Raw genomic sequence first — 18741 nt, 5'->3', positions numbered from 1 at the left:
CTTTCTTCTGTTATGTTTCATTGTACCGATAACCCTGACAAAAATAAAGAAAAGCGCAAGCGTCCAAAAGTAGAAGCCGCCCTAAAAACGCGAGTTTCTGACGAAGCGGTATGGTTTTAGCCGCTTAGAAAAAAAGTGAAAATAACTGGTTAGCTCTGCCTCATTTCCCGAAGAGCTAAGCACTTGCAGCTGGAAAGCCAAAGTGGATTAAGATCCCGAAATTTGGGCGCTGGAGCCTAAAAAACAATAAAAAGCCTTTTCCGTTACCGGAAAAGGCCCGTCTTTCTACGCGTAAGAATGCAATCCGGCGATTATTAAGTTAACAACAACCAAATTGAACATGATGATCACAAAGCCGATAACTGCCAGCCATGCGGATTTTTCACCTTGCCATCCTTTACCCAGACGCAAATGCAGGTAAGCGGCATAAAATAACCAGGTGATCAATGCCCATACTTCTTTCGGGTCCCAGCCCCAGAAACGGGACCAGGCAATTTGTGCCCAAATCATGGCGAAAATCAACGCACCCAATGTAAAAATCGGGAAGCCGATAATAATGGCACGATAACCGATTTCATCCATCAACTGCAAATTGACATTTTTGACAAATGGTTTCAAGAGTGCCGCAATGCGTTTTCTGAAGATCAGGCGAATCAACCAGTAAATGATTGTTCCGACAATAACGGACCAGACGACGGTAGTCAACTTCCCGGCATGGACAAGCGCCGGTGTTTCGATAAGAGGCGCCATGGCTTCGTCTGTTAAAGCTACATACTCATTCATGCCGAAAATAGGAGGCATGGCGTAAGTGATAGCGGCTTCTTTGTCTTCTTTATCCACATACGTGAATTCCGCTTCATAGCCAGTCAATGAGAAGAACGAGCTAGCTACGACAAAGCCGACAACTAGTACTAAGGAGTACATGATGGCTTCCAGCCAAAAACGCTGCTTGGATTTTTTTGTAGGGTCCACTACTTTCAATAGGTAAATCAAGCCTGCAGCAGCACTGATAGCTAGAATTCCTTCTGCAATGACTACTGTGCTGACGTGAATTGCCAACCAGTTTGTCTGAAGCGCTGGAATAAGCGGACTGACTTCACTCGGGAACATACTCGCAAATGCGATGATCAATAAAGCAACAGGCAATACGATCATGCCCAGAACCGGCGTTTTGTAAAGGAAATACAAAATAATGAATCCGCCGACTAATGTCATGCCGAAGGCTGTCGTAAATTCGAACATATTGCTGAGTGGAGCATGGCCAGTTGCGCCCCATCTGGTAAAGAAATAACCAAGATTGGCGATAAACCCGATAAGGGTGATAGTGATTGCAACTCTGCCCCACCGTTTTTCTGAGTTAAATGTGCCTTCTTTATTGCCTTTGACTGCTCCACCGAATACAAATGTTGCAATCAGGTAGGCGACAAACGCCACATATAGAAGATTTGAACTTAAATCGGCTAAATTCATGACAATGCTTCACCTTCCTTTTCCGCTTTCTCTGCTTTGTCGATTTCATCTTGTTGATCTGTGTAAGCGGGCAATGACGCATATTCAACAACTTGATCAAGATCTTTCTTCAAACCGAACCAGTTTTTATTGGTATGCCCGGCTAATAATATTGTGCCGTCCGCCTTCTGCTGAATCCAGAAACGGCGATGGTTAAAGTACATCCCTTGCGCTACACCAATCATAAAGATTAAACCGCCAAGGCCAAGAATCGGCAAGGTGCTGTCTTTCCGTACGGTAAGGCCTGAAACATCCCGTGTATCTGCACTTAGGAAAGTTAGTTTAAAGTCATTATCCCCTAAAGGCTCTACTGTGTTTTGAATCGTGATAAAGCTTGTTTCTCCTTCTGGTGTTTCAGGAGTAATCAGTTTTACCAGGAAACCGGGATTGTTTGGCAATGGGGTTGCCGTTTGCGGTTCCCCATCTTCAAATCCTGAAAAATCCGGATAATAACCGAGCAATTCAACAGTTGCACCATTTTCAAGTTCATAAGTATCTACCGGATCAATTAAATCGATGGTCAACTCACCGAGCGATTCTTCCGTTTCTTTGTTGGTCAATGCGAACGTCATCGCTTTTAGCTCATCCAAACGGTAATCCATCTGATAAATGGCATAACCGTCGAATTTTAGCGGCTGGTTGACACGAATTGGATATTCCTTGACCATTTCCTGGCCATCAGCTGCACCCGGCAAGGCATCTTCCGCTTTTTGATACAGGACAACATCTGTCTGATAATTTTTCGCTACTGTACCGACACGGTCCAAGGCTTCACCGAATACTTCTTCTCCGCCTTCACCCGTATAGTTTTCGAGCTCAAATCCTTTGCTCTCCAGATAATAGCCCGGCACTTCAGGAATCGCTCTCGTTTCACCTTCACGCAGCCATAGGCTTTCATCTACATAGAATCCTGGCATCATGCGCAGCATGACACCAAAAAGGAAGATGATCAAACCGATATGGTTGACGTACGGACCCCATCTGGAAAAGCGGCCTTTTTCAGCCAATAGCCCATTTTTATCCGTCCGGATATTGTATTTCAATTCTTTTAATTTCACTTCTGCTTTTTCCAGCGTATCTTCAGCCCCAGCACCGCTGCCGTAGATGCGCTGCTTGTCCATAAAGCTCGGATGGCGCAAGACCCGCTGGTTTTTCAACGATTTATAAAGAGGGACAAAGCGATCTAAGCTCGCAATTATCAATGAAATAGCCAGCATTCCTACTAAAGCGATAAACCAAAAGGAACTGTACAAATCATGAAAACCTAGATAATGATAGACGCGCCCAATGCTGCCATAAGTATCGGCATAATAATCCTTGATTGTCGCTTCTGTAGTCGCTGGAACAAACGCTTGCTGCGGCAGGATTGTCCCGATAGCTGCGGCAACCAGCAGGACGATAATAATACTGACACCCACTTTGACACTTGAAAAAAAGTTCCAGATTTTATCGATGATGGATTTATTATAGGTTTGCGAACGTCTAGCTGTTCCTTCGTAGCGCATATCCACCAATTTGCTGTTTTGTTCTTTTTCAGTCAAAGACCGTCCGCACGATTCACATAGATTCGTACCAGGCGGATTCATATGACCACATTGACATTGTAAATTTTCCATCCAAAAAATCTCCTTATTCAGGTTTGATTTCTTCCATAAACCCTTCAATATCCTGTTCCGTCATTTCACCTGTAATGATGCGTTGAATGTTTCCTTCCGGATTCACAAGTACTGTGGTCGGCAATGGCCTGATGCTGTAGGCAGTCATCACACTTTTGGTTTTATCGATCACTATTGGAAAAGACAAGCCATATTGATCAGCGAAAGATTGGACTTCAAAATCTGATTGAGCGATGTTTATTGCGAGCACTTGAACACCTTCGTTTGAAAAGGTTTCGTACTGCCGGTCCATGGCTGGCATTTCTTTCACGCATGGTTTACACCATGTACCCCAGAAATTCAAAAAGACTCCTTGGCCTTCATAATCCGATAATTTATGATTATTGCCTTCAAGATCCACCAATGTGAAATCAGGCGCTTTGTCACCTACTTCAAGGAGGCTGACTTCCTCGGCGGTAGCACTGTTGTAGATGGTGTAACCGACGGCGGCTACCAAAATCGCCAAAATAACGGTTCTAATTACTGCTCTTTTTTTCTTTTTGTCGTTCTTTTGTGGAACTGCTCGTTCATCCATCCTTGTTCCTCCTTCGAGGGATATTATGCAAACTTAATTATAACAAAGTTTGTTCAGTCGCAAGTCTGGAGTTTTGAAGTGTTTGTGAACGTTAGACGCGCTTGCCCGTTTCAGCGAGAACACGTAAAAGTTTGACTTCATGAGCAGAAAGCTCTCGTGATTCGCCAGCGTTCAAACCATGCAGTGTTAGAAACGCAAACTGCTCACGGCTCAGCTTCTGGACCGGGTAGCCGATTGCTTCAAACATTCTCCGGACTTGACGGTTTCTTCCTTCATGAATCGTGATCTGTACGATCGCTTTACCTGTCTTTTTATCTCCCGATAGGAGCTTTACTCTAGCTGGAGCTGTCATACCATCTTCGAGCTTGATGCCCCGTTCCAACTTTTTCAGGTCGTCCCTTTCCGGAATTCCTTTTAAGCGGGCTACGTAGGTTTTATCAATTTCAAATTTTGGATGTGTCAGCATATTGGCGAATTCGCCATCATTCGTCATAATCAGCAAACCGGACGTATCATAATCCAATCGTCCAACCGGATAAATCCGTTTTTCAATGTCTGTAAAAAAGTCTGTCACGACTTTGCGGTTTTTATCATCCGAAACAGCGGAAATGACGCCGCGCGGCTTATACAATAAGTAATAGACCTTCTGTTCTTTTTCAAGCTGAACACCTTCAACTTCAATCTTATCTGTGCTCGAAACTTTAACTCCTAATTCTTTGATCGTTTTTCCATTGACTCTCACTTTGCCGTCCAAAATCAATTGTTCCGACTTACGTCGTGATGCTACGCCTGCATGTGCAAGTACTTTCTGTAATCTTTCCATAAATAAGTTCACCTCATTAGTATTTTTTCGAAAAGCGTACGCGCCTGTTCAACCCGAAGAGCTGGACACAGCAGCAGAAGGCCAACCGAAAAGCGCAAATGCGTATTTTCGGATGTCTCCCGCCAAGCACTGCAAATGTATTACAATAACTCGATATGCCGTTCGTTCCTCTCGGAATTATGTCACATTTCCCCCAAAAGCGGAAGCGCTAAGCTCAAAAGAAAAGAAGACTGTCAATGGCACAGCCTTCCGTAAGAAACCCTCTACACTTTTACTTCTTCTTTAAAGGTTTGTTGAAAATTGGTCATAAAAAGATCTGCATCGTCATCCAAATCGCTTACAGCTTCTTCAGGCAAGGGCGGAAGTTCGCCCAGATTCTTCAACCCGAAATAATTCAGAAATTCTTTTGTTGTGCCATACAGAATGGCTCGCCCTGTCCCTTCGACCCGTCCCGCTTCCTGAACCAGCCCTTTAGCAGTCAAGGTATGCAGCGCTTTTTCGCTTTTCACTCCGCGCAGGTCTTCAACTTCCACCCGCGTAATGGGCTGCTTATAGGCGATGATCGCCAAAACTTCCAGAGAAGCTTGCGACAATGCCTGTACGGTTGGATTTTCCACCAGCTTTTGAATCGTTTCAGCCACTTCCTGCTTGGTCACCAGTTGGAAGACTCCTGCCAGTTCCTTGAGGCAGATGCCGCTGACCGAGTTGCAGTAGCGTGTTTCCAATTCTTTTAGGCCAGACTGCAGATCTTCACTGTCCGCTTCTGTTAAAAATTGAAGTTGCTTTAACGTCAGGCCATCGTCTCCAGCTACAAAAAGCAGCGCCTCTATTTTACTCGAAAGATTCGTCTTCATATTCCCACTTGTCCTTTCTGAGTTCCACCATCAAATCGGTGAAGTTCGTTTCCTGCTCTACCGCAATGACCTGCCGTTTCATCAATTCCAAAATTGACAAAAACGACACTACCAGCACGGTCTTGTCGTTTGATGGGAACAGCTTGCTGAAAGACGTACGGCCATTTGACAATTTCAGTTGATCGACGATTGAGGCCATCTGGTGTTTGATGGAAATCTCCTGTCTTGCAATGCGTGCAGATAAGGGTGCTTTTAATTGCTTTCGGCGAAGCATTTTTTGGAACGCTCCAAGCATATCGTAGGCATTTACCTCAAGGTCGACCTGATCGTACGGAATAGCTGCCTGGATTTCCGATAAATCCATAGGCGCTTTCGTGAAGATAAAGGAACGACTGTTTTCCAGCTCCTTTAAATTCTCCGAAGCATCCTTGTATTTCCGGTATTCAACAAGCCTCGACACCAACTCTTCCCGCGGGTCCTGCTCCTCAAAATCGAACTCGACTTCATCCAGTTCCCCTTCATGGACCGGCAGCAGCGTTTTGCTTTTAATGGCCAGCAATGTGGCGGCCATAACAAGGTATTCACTTGCTTCGTTCAATTCCAGAACTTGCATCGCACGTATGTGTTCCATATACTGTGAAGTGATCTGTGAAACAGGAATATCGTAAATATCAATTTCCAAACGGTGGATTAAATGCAATAATAAATCAAGAGGGCCTTCAAAGGCCTCTACTTTTACTTCGTATGACATGACTGTACCACCTGACTGTTAAAATACTCGTCCATCCCGATTAAAATGGGCAGTTACACTTTATTATAGTAGAAAGGAGATCAAAATGCATCCACTTCACCATCCGCTGTTTATTCAATACATCATTAATTTCAATGAAGAAAAAGATTATTTCGAATGCCACGAAGTTGGCGAAGAATACTGGAAAGCTATCGCACCCAAAGACAAGATGCATCCGCTTACCGGCTGGATCCAACTGGCGGTCGGCATGTATCATTGGCGAAGAAGCAATTATCCAGGAGCGTTGCGCTCGTTCATCCGTGCCAAGGTCAAATTGGCTTCGGGCGGAACTTGGGTGGAAGGATTTGACCATGAAAAACTGATCGGTATTTTAACCAATTCGATTGAAGCCGTCACAGAACGCAAGCCGTTTTTCGTTCAAGAAATCCCGATTGTTTCAGAAGAGCTGAAGCAGGCAGTTGAATCCTATTATTCCGAAAATCCTCTGGTCCAACAGGATCCTTATTTCCTTATGCATAAGCATAGGCTTCGTGACCGTTCTTCCATCATCAGTTTGCGCGAACAAAAAAAAAGGCGAAACCTTTAAATTAAAGGTCGCCTTTTTTTACTGGGCATTTTTTTAAAAAAGCTTCGGTTTCTTCCGTCGCAAGCATTTTCCGATCTTGCATGATATCCTGTATTTTCTCCACCATTTCATGGCCGATCCCTTCTCCGCGATGCGAAGGATTTACCGATAAGTGATGTACTGTATAAGACCCTTGGCTAACTTCCACACCTAATAATCCGACGAAATCATCCCCTTTTTTCCAAAGGAACAACTGCCAATCCGGGTTTTCTTCATAGATGTGCATGGTTTGCTGCAGTTTTTTCAACTCTCGCTCTTTGGGCATGAAAGACATCAGCCCCATAGCGATTTTCTCGAATGATTTCTTATATCTGAATAACATAATTAAATCCCTCATTTTCGTCTAAAAGCGGCTTTTACCATACTACTATAGTTCCACCGATAACTCAAGAGAGCATTTTTAGCCGCCTGTGACATTTTCTGCAAAAAAGATCCAATAGATAAATCCCCAGGCAATGGCCATCGCCAGGATAAAAAACAGTAAGATCAAGTTCTCTTTTTTCATTTCTGAGCAGCCTTTTGGGAATAACTTAGATCTTGTTTGATCAAATCCTCATTCGTTTCGCGTTTCACAACCAGCTGGTGCACTCCGTTTTCCACGAATACAACGGCCGGCCGCGCAAGGCGATTGTAATTGCTGGCCATTGAATAGCCATAGGCACCGGTACAGAAAACACCGAGTAGATCTCCCTCTTCCAAGGAAGGCAGCTCAGCTTGTTCGATCAGCTTATCTCCCGATTCGCAGCATTTCCCTGCAATCGTGTATTGCTCTGTCAATTCAGCATCTGCCTTATTGACCACGATAGAGCTGTATTTTGCTCCGTACAAAGCTGGCCTGATATTGTCCGACATGCCGCCATCAACCGCGGCATACTTGCGGGTTCCGGGCACTTCCTTCATGGAGCCGATGGTGTAAAGCGTAGTTCCTGCATCACCAACCAGCGACCGGCCCGGTTCGATCCAAATTTCAGGAATCGGATACCCAGAAGTTTCAGAGGTTTGTTTGACGGTTTCAATCATCTGTTTTACATAATCAGCCGGTTCAAGCGGCTCGTCTTCCTCTGTATAACGGATGCCAAAGCCTCCCCCAAGGTTCAATACCGAACATGTATAGTCGAATTCCTCTCTCCATTCAGCCATTTTCTGGAGCAGCTTTTCAGATGCCAACTGGAATGCGCCTGTATCAAAGATTTGAGAACCGATATGGCAATGAAGGCCCATCAGTTCTAAATACTCATGGTTATAGGTTTCTTGGAATGCTTTGTCAGCTTGGCCATTCTTCAAGTCAAATCCGAATTTCGAATCTTCCTGTCCAGTCGTGATGTAATCGTGTGTGTGAGCCTCAATTCCAGGAGTCACGCGCAACAGGATATTCATTGGTTGTTTGGACTGCTTTGAAAGTTTCTTCAATAAATTGATTTCATGGAAGTTGTCGACTACGATGCAGCCGATGCCGACTTCAAAGGCCATCTGCAACTCGTCACGGCTTTTGTTGTTGCCGTGGAAATGAATCTTTTCGACTGGGAATCCCGCTTTGACAGCTGTGTATAGTTCACCAGCAGAAACCACGTCCAGTGACAAGTTCTCTTCAGCCGCCACCTGGTAGATCGCGATGGTCGAAAATGCTTTGCTGGCATAAGCGACCTGATAGCCGATCCCTGCTTCTTCAAAGGTTTTCTGGAACGCTCTGGCGCGATCCCGGAATAACTCAATATCATAAACGTAAAGCGGTGTACCGTAGGTTTTCGCCAATTCCACTGAATCGATTCCGCCAATCGTCAAATGGCCCTGCTCATTGATTGTTTGTGTGCCGTATAAATGCAATAAAAGCCCCTCCTGATAATGTATGTATGTGAAAAATCTTGCTGAGCATCTACCCAGCAAGATTTTTTGTCAATCGGTTATCAATGCTGAAATCAGCTTGATTTTTTCAACCGGTTCACTTGTATATTCGATACTATTATATATCATTTTAGAACATTCTGCGAGTTCTTGTGTGTTGGAATAAATGGTAGCGATCGACTCGCCGGCTTTGACGAAGTCTCCCACCTTCTTGTGAAGGACGATGCCTACAGCTAAATCGATTTGGGATTCCTTCGTTGCTCTGCCTGCTCCCAGCACCATGGCTGCCGTGCCGATTTCGTCCGCTTCCATAAATGAAATATAACCTTCTTGTTTGGATGGCACTTCTGTAACAAATTCAGCCTGTGGCAATAATGTGACATCATCCACTATTGCTGGATTGCCACCCTGGTCCGCTATAAATTGCTTGAAAAATTCCAATGCCTGTCCATTCTCAATAACGTTTTCCAGCATGGTCCGCGCTTCTTCCAAGGTTTCTGCTTTACCACCAACAACGACCATCTGACTGCCGAGTACCATGCACAACTCCGTCAAATCTTCCGGTCCTTTGCCTTGTAGGGTTTCAATTGCTTCTTTAACTTCCAGTGCATTGCCAATGGCAAATCCCAAAGGCTGGCTCATATCGGAAATGATAGCCATTGTTTTTCTTCCTGTTGCGTTGCCGATGCCAACCATCGCATGCGCCAATTCCTTAGCATCTTCCGGTGTCTTCATAAATGCGCCTTCGCCTATCTTTACATCCAGGACGATAGCATCAGCCCCGGCTGCGATTTTTTTGCTCATGATGGAACTCGCAATCAAAGGAATGCTGTTGACCGTACCCGTCACATCACGCAATGCATACATTTTCTTATCAGCAGGAGTTAAATTTCCGCTTTGGCCAATTACCGCCAGTTTGTGGTCATTTACCTGCTTAATGAAATCTTCTGTTGAAAGTTCAATATGGAAACCATCGATTGCTTCTAACTTATCGATTGTTCCGCCTGTGTGGCCAAGTCCACGTCCGCTCATTTTTGCAACAGGAACACCGCAAGCAGCCACTAAGGGCCCAAGCACCAAAGTAGTTGTATCGCCGACACCCCCTGTGGAATGTTTATCGACCTTGATGCCTTCAATCGCTGACAAGTCGATCTGATCGCCTGACTCTGCCATTGCCATTGTCAGATCTGCCCGTTCGCGTTCGGTCATATTTTGGAAATAGATGGCCATCAGGAAAGCGCTCATCTGGTAATCGGCGATGTCGCCATTTGTATAGCCGGTGATGACGAACTTGATTTCTTCTGTCGACAATTCATTGCCGTCTCTTTTCTTTTCAATCAAATCTACCATTCTCATGAACACTACCGCCTTTTTAGTTTGGTTTAAAGTATGTTGAGTTGCTTATCTTTCTAATTCAGAAAATTAAATCCATAAGAGTCTGCTATGAATATTCAGCAAACCATTTCCTGAAAACCCGGTGCTCCCGCATCGCTGCGCTAGCTTTGTCGCAAAGATACGGTCCGAACTCCCTTCGGCCGTATCTTTCCTCCGGGCTTAACGCCCGAGTGGATTTCTTGTATGTCGTTGCATCGCTTCGCCCGCGGAAAGCGTCCGACTGAAACGATTTCTTCATACTGCTTCTTCTTAATAGGGTTGAAAAGGCGGGATTCTTACTGACCGTTTAAACGAGCTAAAAAGCTCTTGCCGAATTTAGGCATCGCCACTGAAAAATTCTCAGCGATGGTTGCACCGATGTCAGAGAACGTTTTTCCGGTTTCCAGCTGCTCACCGCCAGTAAAGCGCGGAGAATAAGCTAAAAGTGGAACGTATTCGCGCGTATGGTCAGTGCCTCGGAACGTCGGGTCGTTGCCATGATCGGCTGTAAGGATCAACAAATCATCCTCTTCCATCTTTTCCAACACTTCAGGCAAACGGGCATCAAATGCCTCAAGTGCATCTCCATACCCTTGCGGATCTCTGCGGTGACCATACAGTGCATCAAAGTCCACCAGATTCAGGAAGCTCAACCCTTGGAAATCTTCCCCGGCAACTTGCACCAGTTTATCCATGCCATCCATATTATCCTTCGTGCGCAAGGATTTCGTGACGCCTGCACCGTTGTAGATATCATCGATTTTTCCGATAGCGATAACGTCTTTTCCGCCATCCTTCAGCTCGTTCATGACAGTGCGCCCGAATGGTGCCAAGGCATAGTCGTGGCGATTTGTAGTCCGTTTGAATGCACCAGGCTGTCCCAGGAATGGACGCGCAATGACACGGCCGACTAAATATTCCGGCTCCAATGTCAATTCACGTGCAATTTCACAAATGCGGTAAAGCTCTTCCAGCGGAATGATTTCTTCATGAGCTGCAATCTGCAGAACCGGATCAGCCGATGTATAGACGATAATAGACCCTGTTTCCATATGCTGCTGGCCAAGTTCATCCAAAATTTCAGTGCCGCTCGCCGGTTTATTGCCGAGAACTTTGCGGCCTGTTTTTACTTCCAGCTGTTGGATCAACTCTTCCGGAAATCCGTCTGGATATACTTTAAAAGGTGTATCGATATTCAAGCCCATGATCTCCCAATGGCCTGTCATGGTGTCTTTTCCGACAGAGGCCTCCTGCAATTTGCCGTAAAAGGCTGCTGGCGTATCAGAGGCTGCAAGCCCTTTCACCGGAACGATGTTGGCAAGTCCCAGCTTTTCCATATTCGGCATGTTCAATCCGCCCACCGCTTCCGCGATATGGCCGAGGGTGTCTGATCCTGTATCTCCGAATGCTTCAGCGTCCGGCGCTTCGCCGATGCCCACTGAATCCAATACTACTAAATGAACGCGTTTGAATGGTTTGATAGTCATAAGTCTTCCTCCTTATTTTCGCTTTTATTTTACCATAGTCCCACCCTCGTCGGAAGTCAGACCTCTTTTAGGCGCGAGGGTGAAATTGCGAATAAACATCCTTCAAGCGTGTTTTGCTGACATGTGTGTATATTTGTGTCGTAGAGATATCTGCGTGTCCGAGCATTTCCTGCACTGCACGGATATCCGCACCATTTTCCAGCAAATGCGTGGCGAAGGAATGGCGAAGTGTATGTGGCGTCAATTCTTTTTGGATTCCCGCTTTTTGGGCGTGCTGCTTGAGCAGTTTCCAGAAGCCTTGGCGCGTCAATCGCTTACCACGCTGATTAATGAACATGGCATCCGTTTTTTCTCCACTTTTCAGCAACTCCATCCGGCCTTGCTCCAAATAAGTCTGGCAGGAATTCAGCGCCGATTTGCCTAAAGGGATGATGCGTTCTTTTCCCCCTTTGCCGGTACAGCGGACAAAGCCCATCGTTAAATGGACATCTTCCACGTCCAGATTGATGCACTCGCTGATCCTCATTCCGCTGGCATATAATAATTCCAGCATCGCTTGGTCCCGCAAACCATTGGCTTTATTGGTAGCAGGTGCTTGAATCAAAGCATCTACTTCTTCGATAGATAAGATGTTCGGCAGCTTTTTGTCCATTTGCGGCATCTCCAAATGAACGGTCGGATCGTTTTCGACAATGCGTTCGCGGATTAGAAACTGATGAAAAGAACGGATAGACGAAATATGGCGCGCAACAGTCCGCGGCGTTTTCGTCGATTCCTTCAAATGGCGCAAATGATTCAATATATGTACCCGTTCAACTTTACTGAGGGACTCCAGTTGCTCCACTTCTTTTAAATACTGCAGATAAGCTTTCAAATCCCGTTGGTATGACGATAGAGTATTATCTGCAAGTTGTCTTTCAACACGCAGAAAATGCACGTAATCGTCGAGTGCATCTTTGCCAAAGTTCATGCGTCTGCCTCCCTCTTGTTTTACATGTAAGACAATCTTCTTGTTGCTGTAAGCATATCCGTTTTTCCATAAAAAAAGGACGGCCTGTATGGGCCGTCCTTTTGGCATCAGTTATTCTGATGGATTTTGAGAGCTGCTGTCGTTGCAGCGCCAGCAGATGCCATGGAAAGTAAGACGGTGGTCTTTAATTTGAAAATTCCAGCGTTTCTCTACTATATTCTCCACATCTTCCAAAAGATCTTCCTGTATTTCATCCACTGCTCCACATTCCAAACACACAAGGTGATGATGGAAATGCGCAGCACCTTCCTGACGCAAATCGTAGCGCGACACGCCATCACCAAAATTTATTTTGTCGACAATTTTCAATTCTGTTAAAAGCTCCAGCGTCCGGTACACAGTCGCCAATCCGATTTCCGGTGCAATATCTTTCACCAAAAGATAGACGTCCTCTGCACTCAAATGATCTTCTTCATGGTCTAACAAAATTCGAACTGTCGCTTCACGCTGTGGCGTCAATTTGTAACTCGCAGCGTGTAACTGCTTTTTAATCCGATCAATCCTGGTTTCCATGCGACGCCCTCCCTCAAACTGCTTCTATTATATCAAAAGGGAGTTCTCAATTACAACAATACTATCTACCCTTTAATTATAATCGTTATAAAGAGAGAATCGTTTTAATTCTCAATTGAAAGGCGCTGTTTTGCCCACAGCACTGCAAACGCTGTTTTTGCGTCATAGATTTTTTCATCGATCACCATTTGCTCTGCTTCTTCAAGCGTCACTTCCATCAAATCTACAAATTCATCATCATCCAGCACGGCTCCATTTGTTGCTTTGCTTAAGCCCTCAGCTGCAAAAAGATGGACCACTTCATCCGCAAATCCAGGGGAAGTGGCAAAAGTCTGTATTTTAACCAACCTCTCTGCTGTGTACCCGGTTTCTTCTTCCAACTCACGCATTGCGGTAAATTCTGGTGTTTCTCCGGGCTCGAGTTTTCCGGCAGGAATTTCCACTAAAGATCGCTCCAGCGCTTTCCGGTACTGTTCCACCAAAATGATTTTGTTGTCAGGGGTAATGGCGATAATGGCAACCGCTCCGGGATGCTCGATCAATTCACGTTTTGATGTGTGGCCATTGGGCAGCGATACATCATCAACTTTTAAATTAATGATTTTTCCTTCGTATAAACGATTTGAATGAATGGTCTTTTCTTCAAACTTCTTCATTGGAGCCCTCTTTTCATTTGTGGTTTATCTGAGGAAAAGTATACCATATAAGATACGACAGACTAAATGAGGTGGAGAAATGAAGAAGAACTTATTGGGCAACAGCAGGATCGAGGTAAGTGAAATTGCTTTAGGCTGCATGTCATTGCCGTCAGATCCTAAAAAAGCGGGCATCATCGTAGACGAAGCAATTGCACAAGGCATCAGTTATTTCGATACCGCAGATTTATACAATAAGGGTGTAAATGAGGAAGTTGTCGGCGAAGCATTAAAGCGCCAACGGAAAGACATCGTTTTAGCCACCAAAGTAGGAAATCAATGGAGTGCCGATTCTGACAAAGTCACATGGAATCCGTCCAAAGCGCATATTAAAGAGCAGATCCATGCGAGCCTGAAACGGCTGCAGACAGATTACATCGACCTGTACCAGTTGCACGGCGGTATGATCACCGACGATGCAGAAGAAACCATTGAGGCTTTTGAAGAATTGAAAAAAGAAGGCCTGATTCGCGCATATGGCATCTCCTCCATCCGTCCGAACGTCATCCAACGGTTTCTGGACAAAGGAAATATTGCATCGATTATGATGCAGTATAGCTTATTGGACCGCCGCCCGGAAGAACTGCTCGACAGCATCGGACAAGCAGGGAAATCAGTTGTTACACGCGGCACTTTGGCAAAAGGGCTATTGACTGGGGAAGGGCTTCAGCGGGCTGGCAATATGGATGGCTACCTAAACTACAATGAAGCTGAGTTAAAGGATACCCTGCAGAAATTGATGGCTGTCCATGAAAATCTCCACGCACTGGCGCTGCAGAGCATATTGCAGCATGACAGTATCTGCTCGGTTGTCGCCGGTGCCAGTTCAGCAGACCAGATCAAAGCAACCATCAAAGCATATGAAACCCCTGTTTCACCAGAGCAGGTTGCAGAAGCAAAAGCGCTGACTCGACAGGACATTTATCAGGAACACCGAGAGTAAGATACAATGCACTTTATGCTGATTAGCAACATAAAAACCCAGCAGCAATCCGCTTTTGATTAGCGGAATTGCTGCTGGGTTTTATTTATAAAGCGTCAAGGCATCAATATCCATAATACGGATCGCTCGTTGATTGTACTGCCGTATCCAGCCTTGATCTTCAAACTTGGCCAATTTTCGGCTGATGGTTTCTGGCGTAGTCCCGAGATAAGATGCAAGATCTTTCCGCGACATTGGCAATTGAATCTCCGGACTTTGACTGGATTCAGCTTGCTGAAGTAAATACAAAGCGACTCTTGTCTCCGTATCTTCTGTCGTAAAACTGGTCACTTGATGCTCTGTCTGATCCAGCCTCAACGAGAATTCCTTGATAATTTTCAATGATATCTGCGGATACTTTAAAAACAAATCTTTTATGTCTGGGCTATTTATTGTGCACAGTTCTGTAGCTTCCATTGCTTCTGCATATGAATCATGGACATTGTCAGTAAAAAGAGCCAGTTCGCCCGTAAAATCACCTGATTGCAGAACCCGAATCACCTGTTCTTTGCCATTTTCAGTCAGACGATATACTTTCAATTTACCTTTGTGGATGATATACAAAGAATTGGATTTTTCGCCTGCCCGGTACAGGACTTCGCCTTTTGACAAGTTTCGCCGTTTGGTGGTTTTAGCGACTTCTTTCAGTTCGGCTTGTTCAAGATGATTAAATATCGGAACGATGGATACACATAGATGTTCATGTGGCGAAGATGGTTGCTTTACCCCATTATTCTCCATACTTTCCCTCCTGTATTAATCCACGCATTTGTATCTTTTCTTTATTATGCTCCAAAGATTAACCACCAATATAAGACATGCCAATTTTCTTGCGGTTTTTAGCACTTGCTTCAGTTCGTTCATCGGAATAGCGGTCTTTTCTGCCGTTCCAGACTGCACCGATTGCTTCGAGAAGCTGTGAATCATTCCAGTCATTTCGGAGAAGTTCCCGTATATCAAACCCTTCTGTTGCAAAAAGGCATGTATAAAATTTGCCATCGGAAGATAACCTGGATCTTGTGCACGAGGAGCAGAACGATTCTGAAACGGATGTGATGAAACCTACTTGAGCATTACTGCCTTCATGGCGATATCTTTTGGCCACTTCACCAAAATAATCTTCATCGACAGCTGTTAATGTGTAAACCGATTCGAGCTTCTTGAGTATTTCCTGTTTGGTTACGACTTTTTTGAAACTCCAATTATTATCATTTCCGACATCCATAAACTCGATGTAACGCAGAGTGATTTCCCGTTCTTTAAAGTATTCTGCCATCGGGATAATTTCAGCATCATTGACATCTTTTTGAACCACCATATTCACTTTAATCTCAAAACCAAGAGCTTTTGCATAGTCAATTTGTTCCAGAATAGTTTCGGAGCTGACCCCTCTCCCGTTCAGACTTCCGAATAACTCAGGATCAAGAGCATCCAGACTGATATTCAGCCTTCTGAGTCCCGCGTCATACAATGCCTGGCCATGCCGTTTAAGCAATAATCCATTAGTGGTCAATCCGATATCTTCTACTCCTTCGACCGAAAAGATCAATTTGATCAATTCCGGTAGACCCCTGCGCAATAGGGGCTCTCCGCCTGTTAATCGGATTTTTTTAACCCCCATTGACACAAATAATTTGGTGAGTCTGTGGATTTCTTCAAAGGTCAGCAATTCCTGTTTGGGCAAGAAAGCATAATCGTCACCGAAGACCTCTTTCGGCATACAGTAAGAACATCGGAAATTGCATCGGTCTGTAACAGAAATCCGCAAATCCCTCATTGGACGTCCCAGCTGATCCGTCAATGGTTGCATCATCATCCCATCCTCCTCTCTTACGTGCTATCTTCAATTCTATTCGAAATTTCACGCTTTATTTATCGTCGCTCATTCATGTAGTCATTAGTGGAATCGAGCCGGTTTTTTTCTGGTATTCAGAAGTGATGTCAGTAAAGGTTCCAACATAACGGACGACTTCACCCGTATCATCCTTTACGGCACTGATATTCAACCATTGGAGATATTCTTCGCCATTTTTGCGCCGGTTCCAAATTTCCCCTTGCCACATACCGGTTTGCTCAATTTCCTGCCACATTTCTTTATAGAAGTCCTTTGGCTGTCTGTCGGATTTCATGATGCTTGGATTTTGTCCGACGACATCCATCTCGTCAAATCCAGTCAGTTTAGTGAAAGCAGGGTTCACCGTTTTGATTTCCCCGGAGATGTCCGTCACCAGAATGCCCTGCCCGGTAGACTTGAAAACTTCTGCCACCAGCTGCAGGCGGTCCTGGTAGTACATCCAGACAACCAGAACGAGGCTCGCCAATGCCACTTGGGAAAGAAGCATGAAGCCGATCGAGTATTGCCCAGTTACAGAAAAAATAACCGACAGCATGATTGGAGGGAAGAACCCGCCGAGCCCGCCCATCATTGAGACAATACCATTTGCGATACCTGCCTGCTTATTGAAGTAAAACGGTACAAGTTTAAAGATAACGCCATTGCCGATACCGGCACTTACTGCAATAGCCAGAGTACCGACTGTGTAAATCTCGATTGTCGGAGAAAATGCCAACACAATAGCGGCGATGGTATAGACGAAGAACGTACCCATCAGCAGCAGCAAAGGCTGCAATTTATCGGCAAGCCATCCGCCTACCGGCCGGAGAAAAGTCGCAAGTGCGATAAAGCCGGCAGTCCGCATGCCCGCATCCACTTTTTCCAGCCCAAAATTGCTGACAAGAAAGTTGGGCAGATAAATCGTGAATGCTACAAAAGAACCGAATGTGATGAAATAAAATAAAGAAAAAAACCATAGTTTTTCATTTTTATAGACGCCCTTAATCTGTTCAAGAATAGGGGTTTTCACTTTCGGTTCATGGCGGTCACCAATGAAAAAGTTCAAAGCTGCAAAAAACAGCAACAGGATCAAGTAGAGTTTAACAGTGTCTGACCAGCCAATCTGTGTGGCAATCAACGGAGCTGAAAATGTGGTGACGGCTGTACCGATGTTACCAGCACCATAAATTCCGTTGACGAATCCGTGTCTTTCCTTCGGATAGTATTTCGGCAGCGAGGTTACCCCTACTGAAAAAACAGCTCCACCGATACCGAGGAACAATCCACTGATGATAAGATCTATAAAACTGGAAGCTTCACTTAAGTAAAAGACCGGAAACAAAAGCAGGATAAAACTTACTAGAAAAATAATTCGCGCTCCAAAGACATTGGCATAATAGCCAAGTGGAATACGCAGAATAGAACCCAGAACAACAGGTACAGCCGTTACAATAGCCAATCTTTCCGGAGCTATGGCTATATCTTCGCTAATAAATGGAATAAGAGAAGATATAATCACCCACACCATAAAACCGACCACGAGATTCATTGTTTGAAGGGGCAATTGCAGTTTCTTGATCATCAAAATCACCTTTTCCGCTAAGTTTTCTTTACGATTTTTTTATATTGATTCCCTGCCTTCAGTGTATCTCTAGAAAGCCATCTTTTTAATAGGGGAGTACCCTCCTACTGCAAGGGGAAACCCTTAAATTAAGAAAAGCGGAAGCGCCCGTGTAGATTCGACGGGCATAAGACGATCTGGCGAAGTGGCATTTTTTCAGCCGCACAGCCAGAGTGGCTTATGTCCCTAGAATCTGGGCGCTAGAGTCTGGACAATTAAGAAAAGCGGAAGCGCCCGTGTAGATTCGACGGGCATAAGACGATCTGGCGAAGCGGCGTTTTTTCAGCCGCACAGCCAGAGTGGCTTATGTCCCTAGAATCAGGGCGCTAGAGTCTGGACAATTAAGAAAAGCGGAAGCGTCCGTGTAGATTCGACGGGCATAAGACGATCTGGCGAAGCGGCGTTTTTTCAGCCGCACAGCCAGAGTGGCTTATGTCCCTAGAATCTGGGCGCTAGAGTCTGGACAATTAAGAAAAGCGGAAGCGCCCGTGTAGATTCGACGGGCATAAGACGATCTGGCGAAGCGGCGTTTTTTCAGCCGCACAGCCAGAGTGGCTTATGTCCCTAGAATCTGGGCGCTAGAGTCTGGACAATTAAGAAAAGCGGAAGCG

18 protein-coding genes are annotated in these 18741 nt (G+C 45.0%); 2 read left to right on the top strand and 16 right to left on the bottom strand.

Translation table 11 applies throughout. The annotated features are described in order from the left end of the window. Positions 1–285: 285 nt before the first annotated feature. The 6 genes from ccsB to J7I83_RS02445 all read right to left on the bottom strand — a co-directional run bounded on the left by ccsB (position 286) and on the right by J7I83_RS02445 (position 6127). Positions 286–1470: a c-type cytochrome biogenesis protein CcsB gene (gene ccsB / locus J7I83_RS02470; RefSeq protein ID WP_215099110.1), complete on the bottom strand. Its 1185-nt coding sequence runs from the start codon at positions 1468–1470 to the stop codon at positions 286–288. Further along, positions 1467–3125, bottom strand: a complete 1659-nt coding sequence (locus J7I83_RS02465) for a cytochrome c biogenesis ResB family protein (protein ID WP_215099109.1) — start codon at positions 3123–3125, stop codon at positions 1467–1469. The genes ccsB and J7I83_RS02465 overlap by 4 nt, the downstream gene beginning before the upstream one ends. Positions 3126–3138: 13 nt before the next feature. Then, positions 3139–3699: a thiol-disulfide oxidoreductase ResA gene (gene resA / locus J7I83_RS02460; protein WP_215099108.1), complete on the bottom strand. Its 561-nt coding sequence runs from the start codon at positions 3697–3699 to the stop codon at positions 3139–3141. Positions 3700–3790: 91 nt separating this feature from the next. After that, positions 3791–4522 (bottom strand): pseudouridine synthase, encoded by a 732-nt coding sequence (locus J7I83_RS02455; RefSeq protein ID WP_215099107.1) that lies wholly within the window; start codon positions 4520–4522, stop codon positions 3791–3793. A gap of 263 nt (positions 4523–4785) precedes the next feature. Then, the gene (gene scpB, locus J7I83_RS02450; RefSeq protein ID WP_215099106.1) at positions 4786–5376 is read right to left on the bottom strand and encodes an SMC-Scp complex subunit ScpB; all 591 of its coding nucleotides are present in this window, start codon (positions 5374–5376) and stop codon (positions 4786–4788) included. Next, the gene (locus J7I83_RS02445) at positions 5354–6127 is read right to left on the bottom strand and encodes a segregation/condensation protein A (RefSeq protein WP_215099105.1); all 774 of its coding nucleotides are present in this window, start codon (positions 6125–6127) and stop codon (positions 5354–5356) included. Before J7I83_RS02445 ends, scpB begins: the two co-directional genes overlap by 23 nt. 85 nt (positions 6128–6212) lie before the next feature. Between J7I83_RS02445 and J7I83_RS02440 the strand changes: the two genes are divergently transcribed. Then, positions 6213–6713, top strand: a complete 501-nt coding sequence (locus tag J7I83_RS02440) for a DUF309 domain-containing protein (protein ID WP_215099104.1) — start codon at positions 6213–6215, stop codon at positions 6711–6713. Between the two features lies 1 nt (position 6714). Here the strand turns inward: J7I83_RS02440 and J7I83_RS02435 are convergent, their stop codons facing one another. From J7I83_RS02435 to J7I83_RS02405, 7 genes are all read right to left on the bottom strand, one after another. Next, positions 6715–7074 carry a GNAT family N-acetyltransferase gene (locus J7I83_RS02435; protein ID WP_215099103.1) on the bottom strand — a complete coding sequence of 120 codons (360 nt, stop codon included), beginning with the start codon at positions 7072–7074 and terminating at the stop codon, positions 6715–6717. A 179-nt stretch (positions 7075–7253) separates the two neighbouring features. After that, entirely contained in the window at positions 7254–8576 is a 1323-nt protein-coding gene (gene lysA, locus J7I83_RS02430) for a diaminopimelate decarboxylase (RefSeq protein ID WP_215099102.1), read from the bottom strand. Positions 8577–8645: 69 nt separating this feature from the next. After that, positions 8646–9950 carry a pyrimidine-nucleoside phosphorylase gene (locus J7I83_RS02425; RefSeq protein ID WP_215099101.1) on the bottom strand — a complete coding sequence of 435 codons (1305 nt, stop codon included), beginning with the start codon at positions 9948–9950 and terminating at the stop codon, positions 8646–8648. 314 nt (positions 9951–10264) lie between these two features. Next, positions 10265–11455 carry a phosphopentomutase gene (deoB, locus tag J7I83_RS02420; protein ID WP_215099100.1) on the bottom strand — a complete coding sequence of 397 codons (1191 nt, stop codon included), beginning with the start codon at positions 11453–11455 and terminating at the stop codon, positions 10265–10267. Between the two features lie 67 nt (positions 11456–11522). Further along, a complete protein-coding gene (xerD, locus tag J7I83_RS02415; protein WP_215099099.1) occupies positions 11523–12425 on the bottom strand; it encodes a site-specific tyrosine recombinase XerD in 903 nt (300 codons plus the stop codon). Positions 12426–12536: 111 nt separating this feature from the next. Further along, on the bottom strand, positions 12537–12998 hold the full coding sequence (fur, locus tag J7I83_RS02410; RefSeq protein WP_049693200.1) for a ferric iron uptake transcriptional regulator: 462 nt from the start codon (positions 12996–12998) through the stop codon (positions 12537–12539). 104 nt (positions 12999–13102) lie between these two features. Next, on the bottom strand, positions 13103–13654 hold the full coding sequence (locus J7I83_RS02405) for an NUDIX domain-containing protein (RefSeq protein ID WP_215099098.1): 552 nt from the start codon (positions 13652–13654) through the stop codon (positions 13103–13105). Positions 13655–13733: 79 nt separating this feature from the next. On the opposite strand from J7I83_RS02405, the gene J7I83_RS02400 reads away from it, so the two are divergent. After that, complete coding sequence (locus J7I83_RS02400; protein ID WP_215099097.1) at positions 13734–14636, top strand: aldo/keto reductase; 903 nt, start codon at positions 13734–13736, stop codon at positions 14634–14636. Positions 14637–14717: 81 nt separating this feature from the next. On the opposite strand, the gene J7I83_RS02395 is transcribed toward J7I83_RS02400, so the two are convergent. The 3 genes from J7I83_RS02395 to J7I83_RS02385 form a co-directional block, all read right to left on the bottom strand. Then, positions 14718–15416, bottom strand: coding sequence for a Crp/Fnr family transcriptional regulator (locus tag J7I83_RS02395; RefSeq protein ID WP_215099096.1), 699 nt, complete (start codon positions 15414–15416; stop codon positions 14718–14720). Positions 15417–15474: 58 nt separating this feature from the next. Next, entirely contained in the window at positions 15475–16491 is a 1017-nt protein-coding gene (moaA, locus tag J7I83_RS02390) for a GTP 3',8-cyclase MoaA (RefSeq protein WP_215099095.1), read from the bottom strand. Positions 16492–16561: 70 nt separating this feature from the next. Further along, on the bottom strand, positions 16562–18091 hold the full coding sequence (locus J7I83_RS02385) for a nitrate/nitrite transporter (protein ID WP_215099094.1): 1530 nt from the start codon (positions 18089–18091) through the stop codon (positions 16562–16564). Between the last annotated feature and the right edge of the window lie 650 nt (positions 18092–18741).

Origin of the sequence: Planococcus sp. ISL-110, assembly GCF_018613575.1 — a bacterium.
Taxonomy (GTDB): Bacteria; Bacillota; Bacilli; order Bacillales_A; family Planococcaceae; genus Planococcus.
The sequence above is the reverse complement of the archived record's forward strand: the minus strand, read 5'-3'. Positions and strand labels throughout refer to the sequence as shown.